Source organism: Actinoplanes sp. NPDC051494, from assembly GCF_044454705.1.
Lineage (GTDB): Bacteria > Actinomycetota > Actinomycetes > Mycobacteriales > Micromonosporaceae > Actinoplanes.
The window spans coordinates 1421044-1447149 of sequence record NZ_JBITDZ010000001.1 but is presented as its reverse complement, the minus strand read 5'-3'; the positions used below and the strand labels follow the sequence as shown (position 1 = coordinate 1447149).

General features: G+C 68.8%; 19 protein-coding genes. 8 read left to right on the top strand and 11 right to left on the bottom strand.

Annotated features, from left to right (window positions below):
- From ACIA6A_RS06835 to ACIA6A_RS06810, 6 genes are all read right to left on the bottom strand, one after another.
- Positions 1-140: hypothetical protein (locus tag ACIA6A_RS06835; RefSeq protein ID WP_396096478.1), on the bottom strand; the 140-nt coding region annotated here is incomplete at its 3' end.
- Entirely contained in the window at positions 127-1257 is a 1131-nt protein-coding gene (locus ACIA6A_RS06830) for a glycosyltransferase (RefSeq protein WP_396096414.1), read from the bottom strand. The genes ACIA6A_RS06830 and ACIA6A_RS06835, both read right to left, overlap by 14 nt.
- Before the next feature lie 26 nt (positions 1258-1283).
- Complete coding sequence (gene wecB, locus ACIA6A_RS06825; protein WP_396096413.1) at positions 1284-2423, bottom strand: non-hydrolyzing UDP-N-acetylglucosamine 2-epimerase; 1140 nt, start codon at positions 2421-2423, stop codon at positions 1284-1286.
- On the bottom strand, positions 2420-3667 hold the full coding sequence (locus tag ACIA6A_RS06820) for a glycosyltransferase family 4 protein (protein ID WP_396096411.1): 1248 nt from the start codon (positions 3665-3667) through the stop codon (positions 2420-2422). Before ACIA6A_RS06820 ends, wecB begins: the two co-directional genes overlap by 4 nt.
- The gene (locus ACIA6A_RS06815) at positions 3664-4749 is read right to left on the bottom strand and encodes an NAD-dependent epimerase/dehydratase family protein (protein WP_396096410.1); all 1086 of its coding nucleotides are present in this window, start codon (positions 4747-4749) and stop codon (positions 3664-3666) included. Before ACIA6A_RS06815 ends, ACIA6A_RS06820 begins: the two co-directional genes overlap by 4 nt.
- Positions 4746-5798, bottom strand: coding sequence for a polysaccharide biosynthesis protein (locus ACIA6A_RS06810; protein ID WP_396096409.1), 1053 nt, complete (start codon positions 5796-5798; stop codon positions 4746-4748). Before ACIA6A_RS06810 ends, ACIA6A_RS06815 begins: the two co-directional genes overlap by 4 nt.
- A gap of 336 nt (positions 5799-6134) precedes the next feature.
- On the opposite strand from ACIA6A_RS06810, the gene ACIA6A_RS06805 reads away from it, so the two are divergent.
- The 3 genes from ACIA6A_RS06805 (at position 6135) to ACIA6A_RS06795 (ending at position 11456) form a co-directional block, all read left to right on the top strand.
- Entirely contained in the window at positions 6135-7955 is a 1821-nt protein-coding gene (locus ACIA6A_RS06805; RefSeq protein WP_396096408.1) for a DUF4012 domain-containing protein, read from the top strand.
- A gap of 261 nt (positions 7956-8216) precedes the next feature.
- The gene (locus tag ACIA6A_RS06800; RefSeq protein WP_396096407.1) at positions 8217-10037 is read left to right on the top strand and encodes a polysaccharide biosynthesis protein; all 1821 of its coding nucleotides are present in this window, start codon (positions 8217-8219) and stop codon (positions 10035-10037) included.
- Positions 10038-10166: 129 nt separating this feature from the next.
- Entirely contained in the window at positions 10167-11456 is a 1290-nt protein-coding gene (locus ACIA6A_RS06795) for a nucleotide sugar dehydrogenase (RefSeq protein ID WP_396096406.1), read from the top strand.
- Here the strand turns inward: ACIA6A_RS06795 and ACIA6A_RS06790 are convergent.
- Both ACIA6A_RS06790 and ACIA6A_RS06785 read right to left on the bottom strand, forming a co-directional pair.
- Positions 11398-11976, bottom strand: a complete 579-nt coding sequence (locus tag ACIA6A_RS06790; RefSeq protein ID WP_396096405.1) for a VanZ family protein — start codon at positions 11974-11976, stop codon at positions 11398-11400. The genes ACIA6A_RS06795 and ACIA6A_RS06790 overlap by 59 nt on opposite strands.
- Before the next feature lie 87 nt (positions 11977-12063).
- A complete protein-coding gene (locus tag ACIA6A_RS06785; protein WP_396096404.1) occupies positions 12064-12543 on the bottom strand; it encodes a hypothetical protein in 480 nt (159 codons plus the stop codon).
- Positions 12544-12701: 158 nt separating this feature from the next.
- Between ACIA6A_RS06785 and ACIA6A_RS06780 the strand changes: the two genes are divergently transcribed.
- From ACIA6A_RS06780 to ACIA6A_RS06760, 5 genes are all read left to right on the top strand, one after another.
- On the top strand, positions 12702-15743 hold the full coding sequence (locus tag ACIA6A_RS06780) for a hypothetical protein (protein WP_396096403.1): 3042 nt from the start codon (positions 12702-12704) through the stop codon (positions 15741-15743).
- Positions 15744-16182: 439 nt separating this feature from the next.
- A complete protein-coding gene (locus ACIA6A_RS06775) occupies positions 16183-17523 on the top strand; it encodes a glycosyltransferase (protein ID WP_396096402.1) in 1341 nt (446 codons plus the stop codon).
- Positions 17516-19042 (top strand): polysaccharide deacetylase family protein, encoded by a 1527-nt coding sequence (locus tag ACIA6A_RS06770; protein WP_396096400.1) that lies wholly within the window; start codon positions 17516-17518, stop codon positions 19040-19042. Before ACIA6A_RS06775 ends, ACIA6A_RS06770 begins: the two co-directional genes overlap by 8 nt.
- A gap of 28 nt (positions 19043-19070) precedes the next feature.
- Positions 19071-19826 carry a polysaccharide deacetylase family protein gene (locus tag ACIA6A_RS06765; RefSeq protein WP_396096399.1) on the top strand — a complete coding sequence of 252 codons (756 nt, stop codon included), beginning with the start codon at positions 19071-19073 and terminating at the stop codon, positions 19824-19826.
- Positions 19823-20593, top strand: a complete 771-nt coding sequence (locus ACIA6A_RS06760) for a hypothetical protein (RefSeq protein WP_396096398.1) — start codon at positions 19823-19825, stop codon at positions 20591-20593. Before ACIA6A_RS06765 ends, ACIA6A_RS06760 begins: the two co-directional genes overlap by 4 nt.
- 70 nt (positions 20594-20663) lie before the next feature.
- On the opposite strand, the gene ACIA6A_RS06755 is transcribed toward ACIA6A_RS06760, so the two are convergent.
- From ACIA6A_RS06755 to ACIA6A_RS06745, 3 genes are all read right to left on the bottom strand, one after another.
- Positions 20664-21896, bottom strand: coding sequence for a hypothetical protein (locus ACIA6A_RS06755; protein WP_396096397.1), 1233 nt, complete (start codon positions 21894-21896; stop codon positions 20664-20666).
- A 100-nt stretch (positions 21897-21996) separates the two neighbouring features.
- On the bottom strand, positions 21997-24492 hold the full coding sequence (locus ACIA6A_RS06750) for an Ig-like domain-containing protein (RefSeq protein ID WP_396096396.1): 2496 nt from the start codon (positions 24490-24492) through the stop codon (positions 21997-21999).
- Positions 24493-24769: 277 nt separating this feature from the next.
- On the bottom strand, positions 24770-26044 hold the full coding sequence (locus ACIA6A_RS06745) for a hypothetical protein (protein ID WP_396096394.1): 1275 nt from the start codon (positions 26042-26044) through the stop codon (positions 24770-24772).
- Between the last annotated feature and the right edge of the window lie 62 nt (positions 26045-26106).

Sequence of the window (26106 nt, the reverse complement as noted above, 5' to 3'; positions counted from 1 at the left end):
CCGGCGGCGAGTTTGCCGATTTTGGCGGCGTCGATGTCGAAGCCCAGCACGTCGTACCCGAGTTCGGCGAAGCAGATGGCGTAGGTCGCGCCGAGGTAGCCCGTACCCAGGAACGCCAACCGCGGCTTATGGATGGTCATGGCGTGCTCGAAGCTCGTCGAAGACGTTCACTGCCCGGAGCCGGTCCTGCCATCGTTCGTACGCGACACCGCTCTTGATGCGTGCGGAGAACCGCGCTTCGGCGTCGGCGGCGGTGAGGCGTTCGAGGATCCCGCTGAGCTCGTTGCCGGCGTTGTCGTCGGTGACCCAGCCGGCCCCTTCCCGGAGCAGCTGGGTCCACGGGGTCTGGTCCGAGCAGATGACCGGGCACGAGACGGAAAGGCTTTCGGCGATCACGTGGCCGAAATTTTCACCGTGCGTGGGAAAGAGGAAGGCGTCGTACTGCGCGAACGTCGCGCGGACCTCGTCCGGCGCGAGATGGCCTTTGTACTCGACCGTGACGTTGGCCGGGAGATTGTCGATCATCTCCTGGCATTCGTTCCAGTATCGCTTGTCCTCGATCGGTCCGTAGATGTCGTAGTCGACTCTGTTCCGGACTTTTTGGAGGGCGACGAGGGCCGACTTCAGGTTCTTCTTGGGGCTGATCCGGCTGACGAAGACAAAGCGGGCGTGGCCCCCTCGCTGGCGGGGCACGTCCGCGACCTTCGGGAGCCCGCTCTGGTCCTGGTTCACCAGGATGGTCGCACCCGGGAAGTTCCGCTCGATGTCAGCGGCCTCCATGGTGGTGCTGGCGTGCCAGGTGACGGGCATACCGGCCAGCACCCGCCGCCACGCCTTGAGGAAGAGGAGCTTCTTCGCGGACTTGAGTTCGAGCGCACCCGGCGAGAGTTCGCCTCGTGGGGCGACGAGCAGCCTGCGCGGCCGGAACATGCGGGTGCGGGCGGCCAGTACGGGCAGGACGGAGAACGTGGGGGTGAAGAGGCTGTTGATGTAGATCAGGTCCGGCGGTGAGGCACGCAGGAACCGGCCGATCGACAGCCATTGCCGTGGGCTTCTGATGTTCAGATAGAAGATGTCGGCGTGGTTTCGTTTCACCCATCGTCCCGACAGCCCGGCGTAGGGCTTCTTGTCGCCCAGGTCCCGGTCTCTCGTGATCAGCGTGACGTCGACGTCCTCGGACGTCCCGTCGAGGATGTGCGCGACCGACTTGATCGGGCCGCCGGCCCTGAATCCCGGTTCGAACGCGGCGCAGGTCATGACGACACGAAACCGGCGCGGGTCGCTCACTGGTCCCGGCCCTTGTTCGAACGGATGCCGTCCCAGCTCGCATGGACGTTGACCGTGGAGAGGATGTAGTTGACCACCGTCTCCGAGGTGTTCCTGACCATGTAGTCGGCCGGGCACACGGTCGGGCTGCCGCTGTTGTCGATGACGCAGGTGACGGATTCGATCACCGCTCGGGGGTCGAGCCGGGCCATGACGATCGCCCCCGTCTCCAGCGCTTCGGGGCGCTCGATGGAGTCGCGCAGCGTCACCGCGGGGAAGTCCAGCACCGCGGATTCCTCGCTGATCGTGCCGCTGTCGGACAGCGTGCATTTTGCTTTCATCTGCAGGTGGACGTAGTCGAAGAACCCGAACGGCTCGTGGAAGGCAATGCCTTCGAGACTGGTCGGGTCCTCGGCATGCTGCTCCAGCCGCTTGCGGGTGCGCGGGTGAGTGGAGACCAGGACCGGCAGCTTCCACTGGTCCCGTACTGTCCGCAGGCAATCCAGCAGCAGCCCGAGCCGCTCGGGATCATCGACGTTCTCTTCGCGGTGAGCGCTGACCAGGAAGTAGCCGCCGGCTTCCAGTTGCAGACGGTCGAGTACCCCGCTCGACTCGATCCTCGGGCGGTAGTGCTCCAGGACCTCCCGCATCGGCGAGCCGGTGTGCACGATCCGCCGGGGATGCAGGCCCTCGGCGAGCAGGTTGCGTCGCGCGTGCTCGGTGTAGACCAGGTTGAAGTCGCTGACGTGATCGACCATCCGCCGGTTGGTCTCCTCCGGCACGTTGAGGTCGAAGCACCGGTTGCCGGCCTCCATGTGATAGACCGGCACCTTCATCCGCCGTGCCATCAGGGCCGCGATGCAGCTGTTGGTGTCGCCCAGGACCAGCAGGGCATCGGGCTGTTCGTCCTTGATGGCCTCTTCCACGCCGGCCAGCACCCCACCGAGCACGCGGCCGAGGGAGGACGTGTCGATGCCGAGGAAGCGGTCCGGCTTGCGGAGCTCCAGCTCGTCGAAGAAGACGTCGCTGAGCATCCGGTCCCAGTTCTGGCCGGTGTGCACCAGGACATGGTCGACGGTCTCATCGAGCCGCCTGATGACCCGGGACAGCCGGATGATCTCCGGGCGGGTTCCGACGACGGTCATAACCTTGGTCATGGCTTGCGCCTTCCGGTGACTGCGGCTTCGACAAGGAGGTTCTCGAGCTGATCGATGCCGGCCTTGCGCGACATCTGGGTCTGGTACACGGTGCGCGCACGGTGCGCCATGTGAGCCTGTTCGTCGGCCGGGAGCTTCGCGGCCTGACGGAAACGGTCGGCGAGGAGCCGCCAGTCGTCGGGTGGGCAGGCGAGGCCGACCCCGTGCGTCTCGACGAGGGTGGCGCAGTCGCCGGGCACCGACACGATCACGGGCGATCCGCAGGCCAGGGCCGACTGCAACTTCGACGGGATGGTGCCCCGGAAGATCGGCAGATCGCGCAGGCTGACGAGCTGGAAGTCCGCGGCGCCGTAGAGTGCGGCCATCGTGTCGATCGGGCGGCGGCCGAGGAAACGGATGTTGTCCGCACCGAGTTCGGTGGCGAGGTCCCGGGCGGCCTGCTCCGTGGTGCCGGAACCGGCCAGGACCAGGTCGACCTCACCGTCCCCGGACAGGCTGGCCGCCGCGCGTACGGCGGCCTCGATGTTCTGGAACGGCCCCATGGTCCCGGAGTACATGATCGTGCGCCGGTCGCGCCGGCCGATGTCCCGCCGCGCGTCCTCGGTGCTGCCCACCGGGTGGAACAGGGTCTCGTCGGCCCAGTTCAGGATGACATGGGTACGGTCCGGATCAGCGCCCCGGTCGACGATGATGTCGCGCATGGTCGGGGCGATGACGGCCACACCGGCCGCGGCGCGATAGATCTTCCGCATGGCGGCATGGAGCGTTTGTTCGACGGCACGGCCGGCCGGACCGGACGGTGCCATCGCGGACGAGGTGACCGATTCCGGCCAGATGTCCTGCACATGGATGACCGCCGGGATCCCCCGCAATGTCCTGAGCAGCGCCGCCGCGGCCCAGACCGTCGCCGGAGTGAGGTAGACGTACACGACGTCGACGTCGGCCAGGAAGCGCATCGCGGCGATCGAGCTCGTCGCCGCGTACGACAGGTAGTTGGCCGCCCGGCGGATCCCGGATGCGTCGTGACTCGCGTACACCGGCACCCGCCTGAGCGTGACGCCGGCTTGGCGCGACCGGTCGTTCCACCGTTGCCGGTAGCCCGGGTAGATCGTGCCCTCGGGGTAGTTCGGGAAGCCGGTCAGAACCCGGACGTCATGGCCGCGCGCGACCAGGTCCTCGGCGAGGTTGCCCGGGATGACCACCGGTTCCGGGGCGTACCACTGGGAGATGATGCCTATCTTCAAGAGACCGGCTCCGGGTACGTGTCCGGGTTCGCCGGGTCGAAGAGGTCGTTCGACCAGAACAGCGTGGTCAGCTCCCCGGCACCGACGTTGGTGATGTTGTGCACCCACATCGTGGGCATGTCGACGACCACGGGCTCGTCACCCGAGACGCGGAAACGCAGGACCTCGTCGTGCAGGACGCGCCGCAGACAGATCTCCGCCTCGCCCCGGACGACGACGAAACGTTCCACCTTCGCCAGGTGGAAGTGCTGGCCGCGGGTCACTCCGGGCACGGTCGAGGAGCAGAACGTCTGCCCTCCGCCGCCGTGCACCTTTACGGTCTCGACCAGGCTGCCGCGGGCGTCCGCGTGCCGGGTCAGGCCGAAGGGCGCGGGGGCGAGGTGCGAGCGGTACGTGTTGAACAGCCGTACGTCGAACCGCGTCCTGAGTTCCGGGATCTGGGCGCTGCGGTATGTCGCGGAGAAGTTCTCCAGCTGCTCGGCCAGCTCGTGGACCGTCCGGTGCTCGATCGGGCTCGCGGCGCCGGTCCCCAGCAGGAGGTGGGCCGCGTCGGTGACATGCAGCAGCTCCAGCGACCGGTCCCCGGTGACCTGCGGCGTGCCTCCGTCGGCCAGGAGCCGGCAGAAGGTCGCGATCACGGAGTTGTAGTTCGGCCGACCGTGCTCGCCGAACAGGTTCGGCAGCGGCACGTCGACAAATTCCGAGCCGAACCACCGGGTGGTCTCGGCCAGCAGCACCGAGGCGGTGGCCTTGCCGTCGCCGTACGGGGTGCCGTTGCCGGCTTGGATCGAGTTCGCGAAGACGACCGTCTTGGGCGGGGTACCGCAGGCCCGGAGCCCGGCGGAGAGCTGCCGGGCCAGGTCGACGTTGCCGGCGCCGACGTCGGCCGGATCGCCGCGGTTGATGCCGGCCAGGTGAACGACCCGGTCGGCGCCGTCCAGCGCGCTGGCCAGACGATGCGGTTCGGCGAGCATGCCCCGGTCCACGATGATCGGTTCGGGCAGGCCGAGCGCCCGAGCCAGGACGCGGACGTGCCAGCCGAGGAAACCGCCGGCTCCGGTCAGGACGAGTTTGGAGATCATGCCGGGCCCGTCGGGACGAGCGGCCGGTCGGCGGCGGCGAGCTGGGCGCGGACCTCGGGGAGGGTGAGGAGCATCGCCTCGATCTCCGGTACGGCGAGGCGCGGCGCGTTCGAGGAGTTGAAGTCGAAGATCTGCTCCCGTTCGACCTCGCCCTCCTCGAAGTACAGGGCGTAGTTCAGGTCGCGGCTGTCGAGCGGGACCCGGAAGAAGTCACCGAAGTCCTGCGCGTGTTCGAGCTCCTCACGGCTGGCCAGGGTCTCTGCCATCTTCTCGCCGTGGCGGACGCCGAGGATGTTCATCTTGAACGGCACCCCGAACAGGTTGCACAGGGCCTCGCCCAGATCGGAGATGGTCGACGCGGCGGCCTTGCGGATGAAGATGTCACCCGGCCCGGCGTGATTGAACGCGTGCTCGACCAGCTCCACCGACTCGGCGAGCGACATGAGGAACCGCGTCATCTTCGGCTCGGTGACGGTGATCGGCTGCCCGGCCCGGATCTGCTCGATGAACAGCGGGATCACCGAGCCGCGTGAATACATGACATTGCCGTACCGCACGCAGGAGACATTCGTCGCGCCGTCGGGATTGTTGCGCGCGTGGGCCTGGGCGACCTTTTCCATCATGGCCTTGCTGATCCCCATCGCGTTGATGGGCTGTACGGCCTTGTCCGTGCTCAGCAGGACCACCGACTTGACGCCGTTCCGCTCGCAGGCGTCGAGCACGTTGGCGCTGCCCAGCACGTTGGTCCGGATCGCCTCCAGCGGGAAGAACTCGCAGGACGGCACCTGCTTGAGCGCCGCGGCGTGGAAGACGTATCCGACGCCGTTCGTCGCCTTGGTCACCGAATCGGCATTACGCACGTCACCGATGTGGAACCGCACCCGGTCGTCACGCAATCGGCGGCGCAGATCGTCCTGTTTGGCCTCGTCACGGCTCAGAATCCGGACCTCGGCGGCACCGGCGGCCAGCAGACGGGCCACCATGGTCTGGCCGAAAGACCCGGTGCCACCGGTGATGAGAAAACGTTGATCCTTGAGCGAGGGCAACACAGGGGTCCTCCGAGCATCGCTGAGAGACGATCGATTCTCCGGGACCAACGATGTGTTTGCGGTCGGGTGTCGGATGGGACCGAAACGATCCGGGCGTACCCGGTACCGACCGGAAGTTCATCACAAGGGGGTAGTCCGAACATCTCCCGCGTGACCGTTCCGTTAGTCAGTAATGGCCGACCGGTGTGCCGAATCCACCGCAGGCGTGCTGTCGCGTCCGCTTCGTCGTAGGGATCCATTGCCGTGCACAATGAAGAACCGTCTCAGTCGCCCAGCGGTCCGGATCGATATTCTTTCACCCCACCCGAGTCCGCACCGCAGATCGATTTCAAGAGAGTGCGGCGGGTCGATGAAGGGTCGCCCGGCTCGAAAGCGAAGAAGCGCCGGCCGGGCCGCCGGAAGGCGATCTGGCTGACCGCCGCGGGACTCGTCGTCGTGCTGCTGGTGGGGGTGGGCTGGGTCAGCGCCCAGGGCTGGCGGGCCAAAGGTCATCTCCAGACCGCGGCCGGGTTGTTCGCTCAGCTCCAGGACCAGATCAAGGCCGGTGACGTGCCGGCGGCGAAGGGCACGCTGGCCGCGTTGCAGCTGGAGACCGCGGCGGCGAAGGACGAGACCGACGGGTCCGGCTGGTCGGCGGCCGGCGGGTTGCCGATGCTCGGTGATGATCTGAGCGCGGTCCGGACGGTGGCGAAGGTCCTCGACGATCTGGCCGGCAACGGTCTGCCGGCGCTGCTGGACGTCGCGTCCGGGCTGGACCCGAGGACGCTGGCGCCGCGGGACGGGCGGGTGGATCTCTCGCAGCTGAACACGGCCGCGCCGCGCATCGCCGCCGGTCTCGAGGTGATCCGGTCGGCCCGCGCCGAGGTCGAGGACATTCCGGCCGACGGACTGGTCGACCAGGTCGCGACCGCGGTCACGGAGCTGTCGGTCGGGTTGGCCAGGGCCGAGCAGCTCGTCTCGACCGCCGACCGGGCGGCGCGGCTGCTGCCCCGGATGCTGGGTGCCGACGGTCCGCGCAACTATCTGGTGCTGTTCCAGAACAATGCGGAGATCAGAGCCACCGGCGGGATGCCGGGCGCCTACATCCTGGTGCACGCCGACGGTGGTGCCGTGACGATCACGGACCAGGGCAGCTCGGCGACGTACCTCAAGGTGTTCGACCCGCCGGTGCAGCAGCTCGACGCGGGCCAGACGGCGCTCTACACGGATCGGCCCGCGGTCTTCCCGGCGGATGTGAACCTGTCGCCGGACTTTCCCACCGCTGCCGTGCTGATGCGGGCCATGTACCAGAAGCGGTCCGGCATCGCCGTCGACGGCGTCCTGGCCACCGACCCGGTTGCCCTGTCCTACCTGCTCCAGGCCACCGGTGCGGTGAACGTGCCGAAGGGCGAGGCGCTCACCGCGGACAACGCGGTACGGGTGCTGCTGTCCGAGGCGTACGCGAAGTATCCGGACCCGGTCGATCAGGACGCGTATTTCGCGAAGGCCGCCAAGTCGATCTTCGAGGCGCTGCTCAAGGGGCAGGGGGACGCCAAGGGCATGATCGTCCAGCTGGCCCGGGCCGCCGGGGAGCGCCGGCTGCTGATGTGGACGGCGGATCCCGACGAGGAAGCGACCCTGGCCGGGACCGTGCTCGAGGGACGCCTGCCGGTCGACTCGCCGACCACCCCGACCGTGGGTGTCTTCCTCAACGACGGCAGCGGCGGGAAGCTCAGCTATTACCTGACCCAGGCCACGGAGCTCGAGGTCGGCGCCTGCGACGGTGACGGCAATCGCGAGCTGCACCTGAAGCTCACGCTCGGCTCGACCGCGCCGACGGCGAATCTGCCCGGGTACGTGACCGGCCTGGCGCTGTCCGGGGACAAGTACACCTCGCGTACCAACGTCTCGGTCTTCAGCCCGACCGGCGGAGGCGTGGTGTCGGCGCAGCTCAACGGTCAGGAGGTGCCGTTCGGCACCGGGATGGAACGGGACCGGGGAGTCGCTATTTTCACCGTCGATCTGCCGCCCGGCACCAAACAGACGTATGACGTGACGATTGAGCCCGGCGACCTCGACCCGGATGCATTTGTCAAACCGCGTTTGTGGACGACTCCCGGCGTTCGGCCGTGGCAGAACACAGTCGTACCGGGCGCGGTATGTAGTCAGCAGGATTGAGCATCGCTGCATCCACCATTTGGTCAACGTGTGTCGGCCGAACTGCGCATGTATGCCGGTTCGTGCGGAACGTTGTCCCTATCGAGCCCGAAGGTGTCGGTCGCGGGCGTAAAAATCCGAATGGATATCGCAAGTTCATCCTTAAGGGGCCGTATGAATAACCCTCTGCGGAATCGGCAGACCGAATTCGCTGCTCGACGCCCTCGGGTCATCGGCCCGTGGTTGGTGGATGCCGGCGCCTGGGCGCTCGGGCTCATTGCCGTGATTGTTGTCCGCTTCGACCTGGATCTGGCGCAGGCGCCACTGACCGCCACGATCGCGGCGGTCGCGGCCGCGGTGGCGCTGCACACCGTGATCGGGCACCAGCAGTTCCTCTATCGCGGACGGTACGGGTTCGGCACGTTCGAGGAGGTCAAGGCGGTTTCCACGACGGTGCTCTGCGTCGTGCTGGTGCTGTTCTCCATCGATCTTGCCCTGCCCTCGCGGCCTCTTCCGCTGAGTGCCGCCCTCGTGGGTGGCCCGGTCGCGCTGGTTGCCATGTTCGGCGTGCGGTATGTGCGGCGGTTGCAGTTCGAGCGGCGGCTGCGGCCGAACGCGCCGCAGGCCACGCCCGTGCTGCTGTTCGGTGCGGGGACCGCTGGGCAGCGGCTGCTGCGGTCGCTGGTCGGGGATCCGAACAGCGATTATCTGCCGGTCGGCCTGATCGATGATGATCCGCGCAAGCGGCACCTGCGGGTCGGTGGTGTCGCGGTCAAGGGGACCCGGAACGACATCGGCAAGGTACTGGCCAGCACCGGCGCTCGTACGGTCATTTTCTCCGTCGGCAACGTCGACGCGTCGATCATCCGTGAGGTCCGCCGCAGCACGCTGGAGGGTGGTGCCTCGTTCAAGGTGGTGCCGTCGTTCTCGGAGCTGCTCGGCGGCACGGTCAGCGCGTCCGACGTCCGCGATGTGAACATCGCGGACCTGCTCGGGCGGCATCAGGTCGACACCGACATGGATTCGATCGGCGGCTATCTCAAGGGTAAGCGGGTGCTGGTCACCGGTGCCGGGGGATCGATCGGGTCGGAACTGTGCCGGCAGCTGCACCGGTTCGAGCCGGCCGAGCTGATGATGCTCGACCGGGACGAGTCGGCGCTGCACGCGGTGCAGCTCTCGATTCACGGCCGGGCCGTGCTGGACAGCCCGGAACTCATTCTTGCCGACCTGCGCGACGGGGAGGCGATCGCGGCGATCTTCGCCGACCGGCGTCCGCAGGTGGTGTTCCACGCCGCGGCGCTCAAGCATGTGTCGCTGCTCGAGAATCATCCGGGGGAGGCCGTCAAGAGCAACATCTGGGGTACGCAGACCGTGCTCGAAGCCGCCGCCGAGGTCGGTGTCGAACGCTTCGTCAACATCTCCACCGACAAGGCCGCCAACCCGTGCAACGTGCTCGGCTTCTCCAAGCGGGTCACCGAACGGCTCACGTCGTACGCGGCGATGACCGCGGACGGCACGTTCCTCAGTGTGCGGTTCGGCAACGTGCTCGGCAGCCGGGGTTCGGTGCTCACCGCGTTCGCGGCGCAGATCGCCGCGGGTGGGCCGGTGACGGTCACCGATCCGCTGGTGACCCGTTACTTCATGACGGTGCAGGAGGCCGTGCAGCTGGTGATCCAGGCGGCCGCGATCGGCCGTGACGGTGAGGCGCTGGTCCTGGAGATGGGGCAGCCGGTGCCCATCGCGCAGGTCGCCAAGCAGATGGTCGAGCAGGCCGACACGCCGGTGGAGATCGTCTACACCGGGTTGAAGCCGGGCGAGAAGCTGCACGAGGACCTGTTCGGGGACGGCGAGGAGGATGTCCGTCCGCTGCACCAGTTGATCTCGCATGTCGTGGTGCCGCCGCTGCACCCGTACGAGGCGAAGATCGTCGATCCGTATGCCGACTCGGCACGGGTGGTCAAGGAGATCGCGGCTCTGTGCCAGCGCGACAGCCTGCACCCGGAGCCCGTCGTGATTACCGCACCTCAGCACATCGCTCGTCAGGGTGGCCCGGCGAACCTGCCGCACGAAGCGTCGATGACGCCGTCGCCGAACGGCGTCTGAATCAGCACGTCTGAATTGGCACCGACGATTGTCCTTAGCAGCCGCTCTGATTTTGAAAGTGGATTTGACGTGCTTTCCTCGTACCAGACTGACGATTCCGCACAGCCCGTGACGCTCTCCCGTATCCAGATGCCGGTGCAACGGCCGGCCCGTGAAAGTCGCTTCCGCCACGATGTCGTCGTGGTCGGCCTGGGCTATGTCGGCCTGCCGACCGCCCTGGCGCTGCAGGCGACCGGCAGCGCGGTGCTCGGGCTCGAGATCAGCACGCAACGCCTCGAGGAGATCCGGTCCGGTGCCGCGGATCTGCTGCCGTCGGACCAGGCGCGGCTGCGGCAGGCGCTGACCGCCCCGGATTCGTTCACGCTGACCACCGACGCGACCGCGATGGCCACGGCGGAGGTCGTCCTGGTCTGCGTGCCGACGCCCATCGACCACTACCTGGCCCCGGACCTGGATGCCCTGCGCGCGGCCTGCCGCAGCGTGGTGGCCCAGGTGGTGGCCGGTCAGACGATCGTGCTCACCTCGACCACGTACGTGGGGTGCACCCGGGAGTTCCTGGTGGAGCCGCTGCGGGCGCGGGGTTTCGAGATCGGGACGGATGTCTTCGTCGCGTTCGCGCCGGAGCGGATCGACCCGGGCAACGACCAGCACGTGCAGAAGGTGGTGCCCCGCGTGGTCGGCGGCGTGACCGAGGAGTGCGTCCGCCGGGCCGCCCGGCTCCTGGAGGGGTGTTCCAGCTTCGTGCACCCGGTCAGCAGCGTCGAGGTCGCCGAGATGACCAAGCTGTACGAGAACACGTTCCGCGCGGTGAACATCTCGATGGCCAACGAGTTCGCGGACATCAGCCGGGGGCTCGGCCTCGACGTCACCGAGGTGATCGACGCGGCCGCCACCAAGCCGTACGGATTCATGCCGTTCTATCCTGGTCCTGGCGTGGGCGGGCACTGCATTCCCTGCGACCCGCACTACCTGCTCTGGCAGTTGCGGGCCGACCGGGTGAGCTCGCCGCTGATCGAGACCGCGATGTCGCAGGTCGCCGCGCGGCCGGGCCGGGTGGTGCAGCGGGTGGTCGAGGTGCTGGCCGACAGCGGCAAGGCGCTCAGCGGCGCGAGTGTGCTCGTCGTCGGCGTCGCCTACAAGCCGGGGGTGGCCGATGTCCGGGAGTCCCCGGCGCTGGAGATCATCCAGCGGCTCCGGGCCGCGGGTGCCTCGGTGTCCTTCACCGACGCGATGATCGATTCCATCGCGGTGCGGGGTGGCCGGATGTATTCGGTGGATCCGGTGGACGCGACGGAGTGGGACGTGGTGCTGGTGCACACCCTGCAGCCCGGCACCGACCATTCCTGGCTGGCCGACGCGCCTACGGTGCTCGACGCGACGTACCGGCTGAGCGGGGTTCCCCACCTGGCCCGGCTCTGAGGCGTCCCCGGGGCCGGGTGACGACCGCCGCCAGTACCGCACCGGCCAGCGCGCCGATGGTGTTGTTGCGGATGTCGGTCAGGGAACCGGCCCGGCCGGGGATGTCGTACTGACACGTTTCGATGAACGCCGTGAGGGCGAACCCGAGCAGGGTCGCCCGCACGGCGTTTTTCCATAGCAGGCCGGCCAGCAACCCCACCGGTACGTACAGCGCGATGTTGGCGATCTGCTCGGCGTCCGCGGGTGGCTGGGTGAGGGTGGCCCAGACCGAGGCGGGGTCGTCGAGCTGGGTCAGGAAGTGCGGCGGCAGGACTTCCGTCGGCAGGAAACCGAAGTTCGGCGTCAGGGTGAGCGCCACGACGGTGCCGATCGCGACGACCAGCAGGGCCGCCACCGGGCGTGCACGCCCCGGGCGCCGGGCCAGCGGGCGGCTGAGCGGCCACGCCAGCGCGACGGTGAGCGCGAGGACGGTCAGCGGAACGGGGTGACGGATGAAGGTGAACAAGCCCAGATGCGTCATCGTCATCCAACGTAGGCGACGTCCGGGCGGCCGGTGGGCGAACGTACCCGTTACGGGGTCACCGGTTCGGCTGATATTCGCTGGCGGTCATTTCTGGCCGAGCTCCTGAAAAAGGTCGTCCAGGCGTTCGATCAGCGGATTCGGGCCGGCGATCCGGATGCTGCAGGAATCGATGACAGTTTCCGGATCGGAACCGATCGTGTATGTCACCCGAATGCCATCGTAATTGTCGGCACAGTCGATGGTGGTGGTCGCCGACGGCAGATCGGTTTCGGTTACCAGGGTACGGAGTTCGCGGACCTGATCGTCGCTCAGAGTGCCGGATCTGTTTCCTGAGCTCTCGTCCCGGAGGTCCCACCGGCCGTCGCCGTAGACGGTCAGATCGGTGGCGCACGGGCCGGTGCTGCACAGGCCACCGCTGTGCCGCACGGCCGCCAGCAGCCCGTTCGCGGCCGAGGTGGGCGCCGGTGCGCTCGGTGCGGGGGAGCCCGCGCACCCGGTCGCCAGGGCGGTGGAAATGAGGACCGCCAGGACCCCGGAACGGTTCAGCCGACAAGAGAGTGGCATGCGTCGCCCATTTCTACAAGATCAGGGATTCGTTGTTGCTGCGTACCGCTGAAAAGCAGGAAAGGCACGCAGTGAAATTGAATCGATCCCGCCGCGCGAGACATGCGGCTTGGACCATGACTTTAGTACTCGTAGCAGGGGTCGCCATGGCGGCCCAGATGCATTCTGCTTCCGCCGCCACCGCCGGAGTGATCACTTCCGCCGGTCCGCTCACCGAGGTGGCCACCAGCCCGGATCTGAACTGCGCGGTACGCCACGCGCTCGACACGTCCCCGGAGTTCTACGGAACGACCGCGTGCGCGACGTTCGTCGTGGTCGACGGGACCCTGTTCGGGCCCGCGAACGTTCCCGCCGGGAGCAGTGCCTCGCCGCGGACCACGTACACGCCGGTGTCGCAGTCCGTGCCGACCGGAGCCGGGACCGCCGCGGACCCGTACCGGATGACCACGGTGGTGGCGCTCGGGACGACCGGGATCCGGCTCACCCAGACCGACCTGTACGTCGCCGGCCAGGAGAGCTACTCGACCGACGTCGAGCTGCGTGGCTCCGGGGTGGCCAAGACCGCGATCGTCTACCGGGCCGGCGACTGCTATCTCGCCAACTCGGACATCGGCAAGGGCAGCCGGCAGGGCGACCAGATCGCCTGTGTGTCGGCGGACGGCCGGGTCGAGCAGTGGATCCCGATCACCGAGGGCAGCCGCAACTACGAGGCCGGGTACGACGAGGTCTGGTCCGTGATCGGCGCCCAGCGGCAGTTCCCGAACACCTGCCGGTGCAACGAGAGCATCGACAACGGCGCCGGGCTGAGCTGGTCGGTGCGGGTGCCCGCGTCCGGTTCGGCGCACGTCAAGCACCTCACCGCGTTCGCCTCGGCGCGGGACAACGCCGACCGGGACGGCGACGGCCTGCTCGACGCCTGGGAGACGCGCGGCCTCGACCTCAACGGGGACGGCACGCTGGAGGTCGACCTGCCGGCGATGGGTGCCTCACCCGATCACCGGGACATCTTCATCGAGGCCGACTGGATGAGCCGGCCGGCGACCTGTGTCTGGGTGATCTGCTGGGGTGGGCGTACGTTCGCCCCGCAGCCGGCCGCGATGACCGACGTCCGGCAGGCGTTCGCCGCCGCGCCGGTGTCCAACCCGGACGGCACCACCGGGATCCGGGTGCACATCGACCACGGCCCGGACTCCGTGATGAACCCGGTCACCGGGGCGACCTGGGGCTCGCGCAGCCGGGCCGGCCAGGTGGCCTACAGCGCGCAGCTCGGCTCGACGTCGGGCGGGTCGTACAACTGGGGGGCGTTCAACGCGCTCAAGGCGGCCAACTTCGACGCGGCCCGGGCCGACGTCTTCCACTACGCGATGTTCGCCGACACGTACGCGGGTTCCGGCAGCTCCGGCATCGCCCAGGGGATCCCCGGTGACGCGTTCCTGGTCACCGACGGTCACCCGAGCTGGGGTGGGGGCTTCTCGCGCCGGCAGGAGTCCGGGACCTTCATGCACGAGCTCGGCCACACGCTGAACCTGCACCACGGCGGTGGCGGGAGCGACGCCGGCCTCGACGTCGGCTACAAGCCCAACTACCTCAGCATCATGAACTACTCGTGGCAGCTGGGTGGGCGGGCGCTCGACTACTCCCGGTCGGCCCTGCCGACGCTGGACGAGAACGCGCTGTCGGAGCCGGCCGGTCTCGGTGCCGGCGCGCCGGTGGTCAAGCGGTTCTGCCCCGGCGGCGGCGAGGTCGTCGGTGCGGCCGGTCCGGACACCGACTGGAACTGCAACGGCGTCGTCAACCCGGGTACGGTCGCGACGAGCATCAACAACGACGCGGCCCGCGGCGTGCTGCGCGGGTTCAACGACTGGCCGAACCTGGTCTACGACGGTGGTGCCGTCGGTGCGTTCGGCGTGGGCGACCTCAACGACCAGGCCCCGCCGCCGGAGCAGACCCCGGCCGACGAGCCGACCGCCGCGGAACTGCGCGACGCACACTCGTTCGGCGCCGACGGTGACGGTGTCGTGGCCACGGCCGGCCCGAACGTGCTCTTCCGCAACGTGGCGGGTCAGACCGTCTCGGTCGACGTGACCAACGTGGGTGCGGTCCCGGCGACCTACCGCCTGGCCGTCGACCTCGGCACCCGGAACCTGTCCGACGCGCCGGTCACCGTGCCGGCCGGGGCGACCCGCCGGTTCGCGTTCCCGGTCGACGCCGCGACGCTCGTCGCCGGTGAGACCACGCTGGCGGCCCGTCTCCTGTCGGGGGCCGACGAGCTGTCGAACTCCTCGGCGACCGTGACGGTGCCGGATCTGGCCACCCCCGCGGACCGTGCGGCGGCCGCGGCGGCACTCGACCGCCTCGCGGCCGACCAGCCGGGTCTCGACCCGGCGGTCCGGGCGCAGATCGCGGCGGCCCTGCGCACGGCGCTGGACGCGACCGGCCCGGAGCCGACCCCGAGTGTCACGCCGAGCGAGACCCCGAGTGCCACACCGAGTGCGACCCCGAGTGCGACGTCGGGGCCGGGCGAGACGCCGGCCTGCACCATCTCCGGCACCGAGGGCGACGACGTGCTGCAGGGCACCGAGGGCGCCGACGTCATCTGTGCCAAGGGTGGTAACGACACCGTCCGTGGCCTCGGTGGGGCCGACATCATCCGTGGTGGCCTGGGCCGGGACACCGTCTACGGCGGGGCCGGCGACGACGTCATCGACGGTGCCGACGGCAACGACCGGCTCCAGGGCGAGGCCGGCAACGACACGATCGTCGGCGGTTTCGGCGACGACACGATCTCCGGCGGTGCCGACGACGACACCATCGACGGCCGGGACGGCAAGGACGTGATCACCGGTGACGCCGGCAACGACACGCTGGTCGGTGCGCTCGGCGACGACACGATCTCCGGCGGCGAGGGCAACGACACCGTCGAGGGCCGGGACGGCAAGGACGTGATCAACGGCGAGGCCGGCGACGACATCCTGTCCGGTGGGTTCGGCGACGACCGGATCAGCGGCGGGGCCGGCGAGGATCTGATCCGTGGTGACGACGGCAACGACATCGCCACCGGTGACGCCGGCAATGACGTCATGGAGGGCGGCAACGGTGACGACCGCCTCTCCGGCGACGACGGTGACGACCGCCTCGAGGGAGGATCGGGCCGCGACGTGCTCGATGGTGGCGCCGGCACCAATGTGATCATTCAGTGACAATCTGATGACGTGTGGGCGGGTGATCTCCGGATTGCCCGCCCGCACGATTCGTTGATGCCTTGGTTACTGCCCGGCGGCCGTTGCGCTCATCACATGCGAACGGATTAGTACGCCACGTCCCCCGAAAGTATTCGAATGGCTGCGGGCAACGGCACCCACCGTTGTGGAATAAGTGAAACAAATCGTTTTCCGGGCGTGGTGCACTCGTCGGAGTGACGCGGCTTGAGGCTCAAATCATTGCCTGATAAGAATGTTCGCGCCCCCTGGAAATGGCGCATTCGGCTCGTGATTCTCAGCCTCGACTCCCCGGAGAAATTCTGTGGTCTACAGTCCTTCCGTCCGTCGGCACGACCCGCCGGACGGGGTCGACACCGTGCCCATCGTGGGTTCCCGAAGAGCTCCGGGCGGTGAATCCGGGTCGCCGGTGCCGCAAGGCGTGGATGAACGAAGCCGTGGTCCGCTCAAATTCCTGAGCCTGCTCGGCATCATCGTCATTTGCGGACTGATCGCCTGGCATGTGGGCGTGAAGGTCTCGTTCTTACGTGGAAATTTGTTCACGGCCGGGTACACGATTCTTATCAGCAGTTATGTGCTGAGCCGGTTCGGTCTGGCGGCGTTCTACCGCCCGCCCCGCGACCGTGGCATCGAGCCGACCGTGGCGATCATCGTGCCGGCCTACAACGAGAGCGAAGCGGTGAGCCGGACCATCCGCTCCTGCCTCGCGCTCGATTATCCGCGCCACAAGATCGAGATCGTGGTGATCAACGACGGCTCGTCCGACGACACCTGGGACCGGATGCTGGAGACCGCCGCGGAATACCCGCCCGGTTCGGTGCGGTGCATCGACCTGGGCCGCAACATGGGCAAGCGGGCCGCGATGGCCGCCGGGATCCGCGCCACCAGCTCCGAGATCCTCGTCTTCGTCGACTCCGACTCGATGCCGGCCCGGGACGCGATCCGCAAGCTCGTGCAGGGCTTCGCCGACCCGAAGGTGGGCGCGATCTCCGGCCTCACCTACGTCCGCAACGCCGCCACGAACACCCTCACCCGGATGCAGGCGACCCGCTATTACGTGTCGTTCCAGCTGCTCAAGAGCGCCGAGTCGGTGCTGGGTGCGGTGACGTGCTGCTCCGGCTGCTTCGCGGCGTACCGTCGCTCGGCGGTCGTGGACCTGCTCGACGAGTGGGAGCACCAGCGGTTCCTCGGCGTCGAGTGCACGTACGGCGACGACCGGGCGCTGACCAACCGGGTGATCAAGGCCGGCTGGACCACGCGGTACGACTCCCGGGCCGAGGCCTGGACGGACGCGCCGGACGGGTACCGCACGTTCTTCCGCCAGCAGCTGCGCTGGAAGAAGTCGTGGAGCCGGGAAGGCCCGCTGCTGCTGGCGCACATCTGGCGCTCCCGCCTGCGGGCGCTGCCGTCGGTCGCGGTGCAGACCGTGGCCGGGCTGATGAGCCCGCTCGTCATCCTGTACAGCCTCGCGCAGCCGCTGACCCACGGCCGCTTCCCCGCCGTCTACTTCGTCGGCCTGTTCCTGGTGTCCGCCGCGTACGCGATGGTCTACCGGATGCTGCGCAACGACGGGATGTGGATCTACGCGTTCCTGGGGACGTTCTTCTACATCGCGTTCTCGCCACAGCTGCTCTGGGCGATCGCCCGCATCCGGGACGGCAAGTGGGGGACCCGGGACGACGCCGGAACGGACGCCGGCCCGGGCCAGGCGCCGCCCGCGCAGCGGACCGGCGACCGGGAGATGGTGCTCAGCAATGTCTGATCACGTGGGTGTACGCAAACATCGGGCGGCCGCCGCCACGGTGCCCGGCCGGTTGCTGCGCGGGGTGACGATGCTGCTGGTGCTCTGCGCGCTCGGCGTGGCCATCGTGACCTGGGTCGACCTCAGCAAGCCGTTCGACCCGCCGCGGCTGGAGCCGCTGGCGGCGTCCGCGGTGACCCCGGCGACCGCGGTCCCGGCGTATCCGGGCGCGGTCACCGTGCTGACGTACCACAACGTGTCCGACGAGGACCCGTCGACCAAGACCCTTGCCCGGCACACCTTCGCCGAGCAGATGGCCACGCTGTCCGCGCTCGGATACCGGACCGTGCCGCTGTCCACCGTCCGTGACCTGGTCCGGCACAAACCGGTCCAGCTCCCGGACCGGCCGCTGCTGCTGACCTTCGACGAGGGCGCGCTGTCCACGTGGACCACGATCGACCCGGTGCTCGAACGCTACGACTACACCGCGGCGGCGTTCCTGACCACGGACCTGCTCGTCGAGGCCGGCACCCCGTCGTACTTCCTGTCCGACCGCCAGGTGCGTCAGCTCAAGGAGACTGGCCGCTGGGAATTCGGGTCGCACACCGCGGGCATGGACAAGATGGTGCCGGTCCCCGGTGATGTCGCGGCCCCGATGACCAACCGCATCCGTACCGACAAGGGCGAGGAGAGTGTCGAGCAGTGGCGCTCCCGGGTGGCGGCCGACCTCGCCCGCAGCCAGGAACGGCTGAAGAACCTGACCGGCAGCCCCGCCGTCGCGCTCAGCTACCCGTTCGGGGACGCGGGCAAGGGCAGCAACATCCCGGCGATCGGCACCGAACTGCCCGCACTGCTCGAACAGCAGGGCTTCGACGTCGCCCTGGTCGGCGAGAACGCGCCGACCGGCCACATCGACGCGGTGACGGAGTCGTCGCCCCGGTGGATGCTGCCGCGGATCGGCATCCGGCAGACCACGTCCGTCGAGAACCTGCTGAAGGTCATCCGGGAGTCGATGCCCACGCCGATGCCGGACCGGCTCACCGACCTGCGGTGGACCGGCGACCACGCCGAGTGCCCGGCCACGGCCGCCGCGCTCGCGGTGACGTCGAAGATCCGCGGCTACGGCACCTGCTCGGTGCACGACGTCAACACCAGCCGGTGGCTCGACTACTCGCTCGACCTGACCGTCAAGGGCCTGTCCCCGCGTTCCACCGCGGTGATCGGGGTCCGCGACGGGGAGGGCGCGGGCCATTACGGGCGCGTCGAGGTGTCGGTCGGCGTGACCCGGATGGTGATCCGCCAGCGGGTCGGCGCCGCACCGATCGAGGAACTGATCACCGTGCCGCTGCCCAGCGCCACCACCCGCAAGCTGAAGGTCGAGGTCCGCGGCGACGTGGTGACGGTGAAGGTCAAGGGCGCCCGCGCCGCGACCGCGACGTTCGACCGGGTGCTGCACGAGGGTGGCGTCACCCTGGCCCGGATCGGCGCCGGCACCGTGACGTTCGCCGACCCGATCATGACCAACCACTCCGCCCCCTGACGGCCGGGCCGGAGAAGGAGGAACACCCATGGCGAACCCTGCCGGAAACCGCCGCGCGTCGTTGCGCCGGACCGCTTTCGAGATGATGGTCGGGCTGCTCGCGCTCGGGGCGACCCTGCTCGTCTACCTGTCGTTCCCGAGCCTGGGCGCCGGGGCCGAACCGCGGGCCGAGAAGGTGACGGTCGATCCTGAGCTGCTGAAATCGGCGACGACCGGCAACCCGTGCACGGCGGGCGAGGTCGCGCTCACCTTCGATGACGGACCGGGCGATTACACCGAGCCGATCCTCGAGGTGCTCCGGGCGTACGGCGTGAAGGCGACGTTCTTCGTGCTCGGCTCCAAGGTGAGCCGGCGGCCGGAGACGATCCGGACCGCGATCCGCGACGGGCACCTCGTGGAGAACCACACCTGGGACCACCCGCACCTCACCGACCTGACGCCGGCCGAGATCGAGGCCCAGATCACCCGGACCCAGCAGGCGCTGACCGGCGCCGGCGCGCCGGCGCCGACCATGCTGCGGGCGCCGTTCAACAACCAGGACGACACGGTACGGGCGGTGGCCGCGAAGCAGGGCCTGAAGCTGACGCAGTGGGACATAGACACCAACGACTGGCGTGGCCGCGGTTCGCAGGACATCGCCGCCGCCGTCGTCGCCCAGGTCCGCCCCGGTTCGGTGGTCCTGCTGCACGACGGGATCCAGGACCCGTCCAACACGTTGAACGCCCTCCCCGCGATCATCAAGGGGATCCGCGGTCTCGGCTACTGCACCGCCACCCTGTCATGAAGAAGCCGCTCGTCGGGAAGTCGCTGTTCCTGGCCGCCGTGGTGCTGCTCTGTGTGCACTCCGGGCCGGTCCACCAGGTCCCGGCCTACGCCCCCGACCTGCGGGGCCCGGACCGGTTGCTCACCAACGAGTACGCGCACTCGAACCCCACCGACACCCGGGCCGTCCGGTCGTCGGAGTGGGAGGTCACCAGCGGGTCGTTGTATCTGCGGGAGGGCGCCGGGTGGACCGGGGCACCGGACGCGGCCAGCCCCGACCTGCTCTCGGCGAACGGCACCGGCTCCAGCGTCTTCCGGGCCACCACCCGGCGGGCCGACTTCCTCGACACGCTCGTCACGCTGCGGGTCCGGAACCTGGGCCTGACCTCGGACGGCCGATTCGGGCCGGACGCCACCGACGGCGTCCACGTGTTCCTGCGCTGGCAGAGCCCGGAGGACCTGTACGTCCTGTCCCTCAACCGGCGGGACGGCAAGGTGGTCGTCAAACGCAAGAGCCCCGGCGGCACCGTCAACGGCGGGACGTACACCACGCTGGGCGAAGCCGCGTACGAGGTGCCGTACAACACGTGGCAGACGTTCGACATCACGATCGAGAACACCGCGGCCGGCGAGGTCGAGATCTCCATCGGCGACGGGAAACGGACGTTGCTGCGGGCCGTCGACTCCGGCGAGGCCGCACCGGCCGGGCTGGCCGCCGGCGCGGTGGGCCTGCGCGGGGACAACTGCAACTTCGAGTTCGACGACTTCCGGGTGAGTCCGCTGCCGTGACCTGACCTGACCCGCACACAGCAACGGGGCCCGGCTGCGCGCCGTGCCCCGTTGCTGTGTGCGGGTCAGGTCAACCGAGAGTGGACACCTTGAAGTCGGTGAACTCGAACTCGGCGTTGTCGCCACGGATGCCGACCGCACCCGCGCCGGTGATCGGGGCACAGCCCACGCCGGTGTCGGTGGCCTCCGCGGCGGCCCGCCCGTCGACGGTCAGGGTGATCGACACCGAGCCGTTGGCGTTATCGCGGATGGTCGCGCCGGCGGACTGCCACGATCCGTACGCGATCGGATAGCCGGCCCGCTCGTCGGTGAGCTCGTAGTACGTACCGTTGTTGGACCGTCCGCCCGGGCACTTCTTCTTGATGACGACCTTGCCGTCACGCCGCGCGATGCTGGCGTAATACAGCTGGTACTGGCTCTTGTAGTGCAGGAACAGGTGCACGCCGTCCCAGTCCACCTGCGGGGTGCTGCGGGTCGACGACAGGCGGCGGACCTTCACCTTCGTCTGCACCGAGACGTTCTTGAACGAGTAGTCGTGGGTGGTGAGCCGGAAGATCGCCGAATGGGTGCTGGCCCGTGACCTCGCGTCGGCGGTCCGGTCGTCGGGCACCCCGGTGTACCCGTTGCCGTTCAGCGAGAACAGCGATCCGCTGGTCATGTCCCACACCGGCGACAGGAGGCTGCGCGGATCGCTCGGGGTCCAGTACGCGTAGTCGTTCGTGAAGAGGCCGTTGAGCGATGGGAAGTTCGCCCGGAACAGCACCTGACCGGCCTGCGGGGCCAGGGCCACGTCATCCAGGACGACGGTGCTGGTCGCGTCGAAACTCACGCCCACACTGACGGCGGTCACCCCGAGCGGGATGGTCGGCACCGTCACCGTGTACGGCTGCAGGGGCCCCGCCGGCAGCTTGCTCCCGCTGAACCAGGGGGTCCAGCCGGTGAGCAGGGAGTACGCGTACACGATCGGCCGGGCCCCGGCGGTGGACCGCATCCAGAACTGCAGCTGGTTGCGGCTGCCGGCGGTGACCGGGACCTGGCAGGCGGGGGTGGGATCGGACATGAGCTTGAGCTGGTTGCCCGCCCGGCCACGTCCCTGGGCGTAGGCGCCCCGGCCGGTGTGGCCGTTGCGGGTGAGGGTCAGCCGGCCGGGGCCGGAGGACAGCCCCCAGCACGCCAGCTTGCCGTTCTGCCAGCCGCCCTCGAACGAGGGGTTCGGGACGGAACGCGAGGCCGCCGACGCGGTTCCGGAGGCGCCGGACAACGCCGCCAGCGCGGTGACGGCGACGAGGATGCCAGAGAGCAATTTCCTGGAGCGGTGCATGTGTTTTCTCTCGGGATTTCGGCCGGCCCGGCACGGACGCTGGGCCCGGGGTTTCCTCCCCGGGCCCAGCGTCCGTACCAGATCAGGGAAGGTTGATGGTCACGGTCTCCGAGGTGGTTTCGTTCCCGGCCACGTCGCGGGCCCGGATGTACAGCTGGTGCGGACCGGGCGACACCTTGGAGGTGTCCCAGACCCACTGGTAAGGCGTCTTGGTGCGGCTGCCGAGGTAGCCCGCCTTGTTGTCGACGTAGAAGTACACCTGGGCGATGCCCACGTTGTCCGCCACATCGGCCTTGTAGATGTACTGCGGCCGGGTCACGGTGGAGCCGTTCGCGGGCGAACCGACCTTGGCCGTCGGGGCGACGGTGTCGATCTGCACGGTGACCGACTGCACCGCCTCGACGTTGCCGGCCCGGTCCCAGGCCCGGTACTTCACCGTGGTCGTCGCCGGGACCGTGATCGGGTCCTGGTAACGGGTGCCGTTGGCGAGCGTCGGGGTGGACCCGTCCGTGGTGAACACGATCCGGTCCACGCCGGACTCGGCGTCACTGGCCGCGAGCGTCAGCTTGGCCGGCTCCTTGAACCAGGTGTCGGCACACGGCGTCGCCCCGCAGGAGGCGGTGCTGACCGGCGGTGTCGCATCGGACTGGAAGTTGCTGACCAGGACGGTCCGCTCCTCCGACGAGCTGATGTTGCCGGAGGCGTCCAGGGCCTTCGCCTGGATCCGGGCCGTCCCCTCGGCGTGTGTGGTGCTGTCCCAGTCCAGGTTGTACGGCTCGGAGCTGGGCGCCCCGATGAGCTCGCCGTCGACGTAGAACAGCACCCGGATCACCGAGTCGTCGTCGCTGGTGGTGGCGCTGAGCGTGACCGCGCCGTGCACCGTCACCCCGGCGAGCGGGCCGGTCAGCGTCACCACGGGCGGCGTGGTGTCCAGCGGCACACTGTTCGAGACGGTGAAGTTGCGACCGGACGACAGCGTGACGTTGCCGGCCGTGTCCGTGGCCCGGGCCGTCACCGCGATCACGGTGTCGGGGTGCGCCGTGGTGTCGTAGTCACAGGAGTACGGAGCCGTGTCGGTGCGGCACGCCTGCTCGCCGTCGACCAGGAAGTCGACGTGGTCGATGCCGGACGCGTCGCTCGCGGTGGCCTTGAGGGTCACCGTGCCCCGGGCCCGGGAACCGTCGGACGGCGACGTCAGCGCGACCTTCGGCGGCGTCTCGTCGGAGTCCTGCACGGTGAAGTCGTCGGCGTCGAGCCAGCCCTTGGCCCGCAGCGAGATGCCGACCGACAGCGCCTTGGCGTCCGCGGGCACCGCCGGGGTCGTCCAGGACGAGGTGCGCCACAACGCGGCGGTCGCCGGCGTCTGCGGCGTCGTCGACGGCATCGGCGGCTCGCCGGCGGCCGCTGTCGCCGGCAACATCGGCGCCTGGCCGAGGAACTGCCAACGGCTCTGCGCGTCCCGGTAGTAGGCGATCGGACGGGCGGCACCGTTCGTCTTGTACGAGCCCTTGATCCGGTAGGTGTGCCCGGCGACCACCTTCGGGGCACAACCGCCGAGGTCCTGCTGGGTGATGATGCGCCGGTCACCGTCGGCGAAGGTGCCGATGGTGACCCGCATCGCCTTGTTCCCGGTCAGGGGGGCGCCGTTCGACCAGGCCGCGGTGTTGTCGCCGTACCCGCCGCGCTGCCAGCAGTCCGGGATCCCGTCACCGTTCGTGTCGGTCTCCATCGAGGGGTTACGCACCAGCTGGTGCAGGTCCTCCTGCTCTCCCGGCGGGGGAGCGGGCACGGCCGCCTGCACCGGACCGCCGATGACCTCGGCGACGGTCTTGACCACGGTGCCGCCCGGGCCCCGATCGGCCAGCCAGGAGGAGAACGCGTTCAACTTCGACGGCGCGACCGCGTACGGGTCGCAGCTGTCACAGACCCGGTGCATGACGATGACGACCCAGCCGCCACCGTTCTCCTCGGCCTGCATCACGTAGTTCTGCATGGCCTCCAGCGAGGTACCCGGCTTGATCGAGTCGGGGGTCTCGATGGCGTACTTGTTCGCCGGGTTCAACTTCTCGGCCGGCGGGCAGCCGTAACACGAACCCGACGAGGCGATGCCGCCGACGACCCGGGCCGAGTTGTAACCACAGTCCCGGACGACCTGCTGCACCGCGGGGCTGTCATCGCCGTACGGATAAGCGAAGTTGCTGACCTGCAGACCGTGACCGAGCAACGTGGTGCGGTCGCCGCAGATCTGCCGGGCCTGCTCGTCCGGGCTCAGGGTGGGCAGGTCGGCGTGGGTGACCGTGTGGCCGCCGATCTCGTTGCCGGCCGTCTGCAGCGCGGTCGCCTGGGCGACGCTGAGCCGCCCGGACGCGCCCAGCAGGCTGGAGTTGAGATAGAACGTGCCCTTGAAGCCGTAGCGGGCCATGATCTCGGCCGCTTCCATCTGATCGCTCGACCCGTCGTCGTACGTGAACGACACGGTGACCGGTGAGCGGGCCGGCGCCGGCTCCGCCTCGGCGTTGGCCGAGGGTTGCCAGGGCCGGATGAACAGCAGCCCGGTGGCGAGCACGGAGGCCGCCACCAGGAATGATCTCGTTGTTCTTCGCATTTATAAACGCCCGTTCTGCTGGCCCGGGGTGACCAGATGACCGGCCGGGCTCATTCGTGATCGTTCGTATTCCGATCTGATTCGCAGATCTTGAACCGGTTAACGAGCGGGCGCCCGGGATGTTTTGTCCGAACCGCAGGTGCGACCGAGCGGGTGTCAACCCGACCGGACCGGACAGGATGGACACGACGAACAGCGGAGGGCGTGTTCGCCCTCCGCTGCGGTCCTCGTCTGCTGGTGGCCGGCCTGGTCAGCCCTCGGCGGCGACGGTGAAGTCGGAGAATTGGAACTCGGCGTTGTCGCCACGGATCCCGCTCGCCCCGGCGGCACGGATCGGCGCACAACCGATGCCGTTGTCGGTCGCGGTGGAAACGATCTTTCCGTCCCGCTTCAACGTAATGGTGACGCTGCCGTCAGCATTGTTGTGAATACCCGCGCCGACCGCCTGCCACGATGCGGCCGGGAACGGCAGGCCACTGATCTCGCTGCCCGGCAGGGCATAATAGGCCCCGCCGTTGGACACCCCGCCCAGGCACTTCTTCTTGATCACCACGTGCCCGTCCCGGCGGGCCACACTGGCGTAGTACAGCTCGTACTGGCTCTGGTAGTGCAGGAAGATGTGCACCCCGTCCCAGTCGGTCGTGGGCGTGCGCGGCGTCGAGGTCAGCCCGGTGATGTTGAGGTTCATGGAAACCTGCACGTCGCCGAACGAGAAGTCCCGGGTGTTGAGCCGGAAGATCGCCGACCCGGTGTCGGTCGCGGACCGTACCCCCGGCGACCCACCATCGACCTTGCCCGAGTAACCGGCACCGTTGCGCGCGAACAGCGAACCGCTGGTCATCTCCCAGTCCCGCGACTCGGAGCGCTGCGGGTCGGCCGGGTTCCAGTACGTGAACTCGTTGGTCACCAGACCGTCGACCGGGAACGTGGGCTTGAAGGACGAGCTCACCCGCCCCGCCCGCTCCACCAGCTCCACGTCGTCGAGCACCAGGACCGAGGCACCCGGGAAGGCCACCCCGACACTGAGCCGGGTCACGCCGGCCGGCACGGCGGGCAGATCGGCCGCGTACTGCCGAAGCTCAGCACTGGCCGGCATCGCCGCACCCCGGAACCACTCGGCCCAGCCCCGGCCCGGCACAAAACTCGACACCACCGGCTGGGCGCCCGCGGCGGAACTCGCCCAGAACTTCAGGGTGTACGACTTGTCGGCGGTCACCGGAATGGCACAGGCATCGGTACGGTCGGTGGCGAGCACCACCTGACCGGTCGGCAGGGAAAGCCCCGCCGCGTACCCGGCCGAGAGCCCGCTGTGCGCCTTCTTGGTGACGGTGAGCTTCGCGATCCCGGCAGCCCCGGCATTCCAGCACTTCAACTTGCCGTCCAGCCAGCCATCCCCGAACGACGCGTTCGGCACCGTCAACGTCTCGGCTCCCGCGGCGGCGGCACCGCCGGCGAACCCGGTGAGCACGCCCGCGGTCGTGGTGGCTGCGGTCGCGGCCACAAGAATCGCTCTGACGAAACGCATACGGTCCCACCTTCGGCTCGAACGGATCGTGCTCCCTCGTCAAGCCAGTTCGGTGCCACCCG

Coding starts and splice junctions, on each gene's coding strand:
- ACIA6A_RS06830 (WP_396096414.1), bottom strand. CDS start 1,257: ATGACCTGCGCCGCGTTCGAACCGGGATTCAGGGCCGGCGGCCCGATC.
- wecB (WP_396096413.1), bottom strand. CDS start 2,423: ATGACCAAGGTTATGACCGTCGTCGGAACCCGCCCGGAGATCATCCGG.
- ACIA6A_RS06815 (WP_396096410.1), bottom strand. CDS start 4,749: ATGATCTCCAAACTCGTCCTGACCGGAGCCGGCGGTTTCCTCGGCTGG.
- ACIA6A_RS06795 (WP_396096406.1), top strand. CDS start 10,167: ATGCCGGTGCAACGGCCGGCCCGTGAAAGTCGCTTCCGCCACGATGTC.
- ACIA6A_RS06790 (WP_396096405.1), bottom strand. CDS start 11,976: ATGACGCATCTGGGCTTGTTCACCTTCATCCGTCACCCCGTTCCGCTG.
- ACIA6A_RS06785 (WP_396096404.1), bottom strand. CDS start 12,543: ATGCCACTCTCTTGTCGGCTGAACCGTTCCGGGGTCCTGGCGGTCCTC.
- ACIA6A_RS06780 (WP_396096403.1), top strand. CDS start 12,702: ATGCATTCTGCTTCCGCCGCCACCGCCGGAGTGATCACTTCCGCCGGT.
- ACIA6A_RS06770 (WP_396096400.1), top strand. CDS start 17,516: ATGTCTGATCACGTGGGTGTACGCAAACATCGGGCGGCCGCCGCCACG.
- ACIA6A_RS06765 (WP_396096399.1), top strand. CDS start 19,071: ATGGCGAACCCTGCCGGAAACCGCCGCGCGTCGTTGCGCCGGACCGCT.
- ACIA6A_RS06760 (WP_396096398.1), top strand. CDS start 19,823: ATGAAGAAGCCGCTCGTCGGGAAGTCGCTGTTCCTGGCCGCCGTGGTG.
- ACIA6A_RS06745 (WP_396096394.1), bottom strand. CDS start 26,044: ATGCGTTTCGTCAGAGCGATTCTTGTGGCCGCGACCGCAGCCACCACG.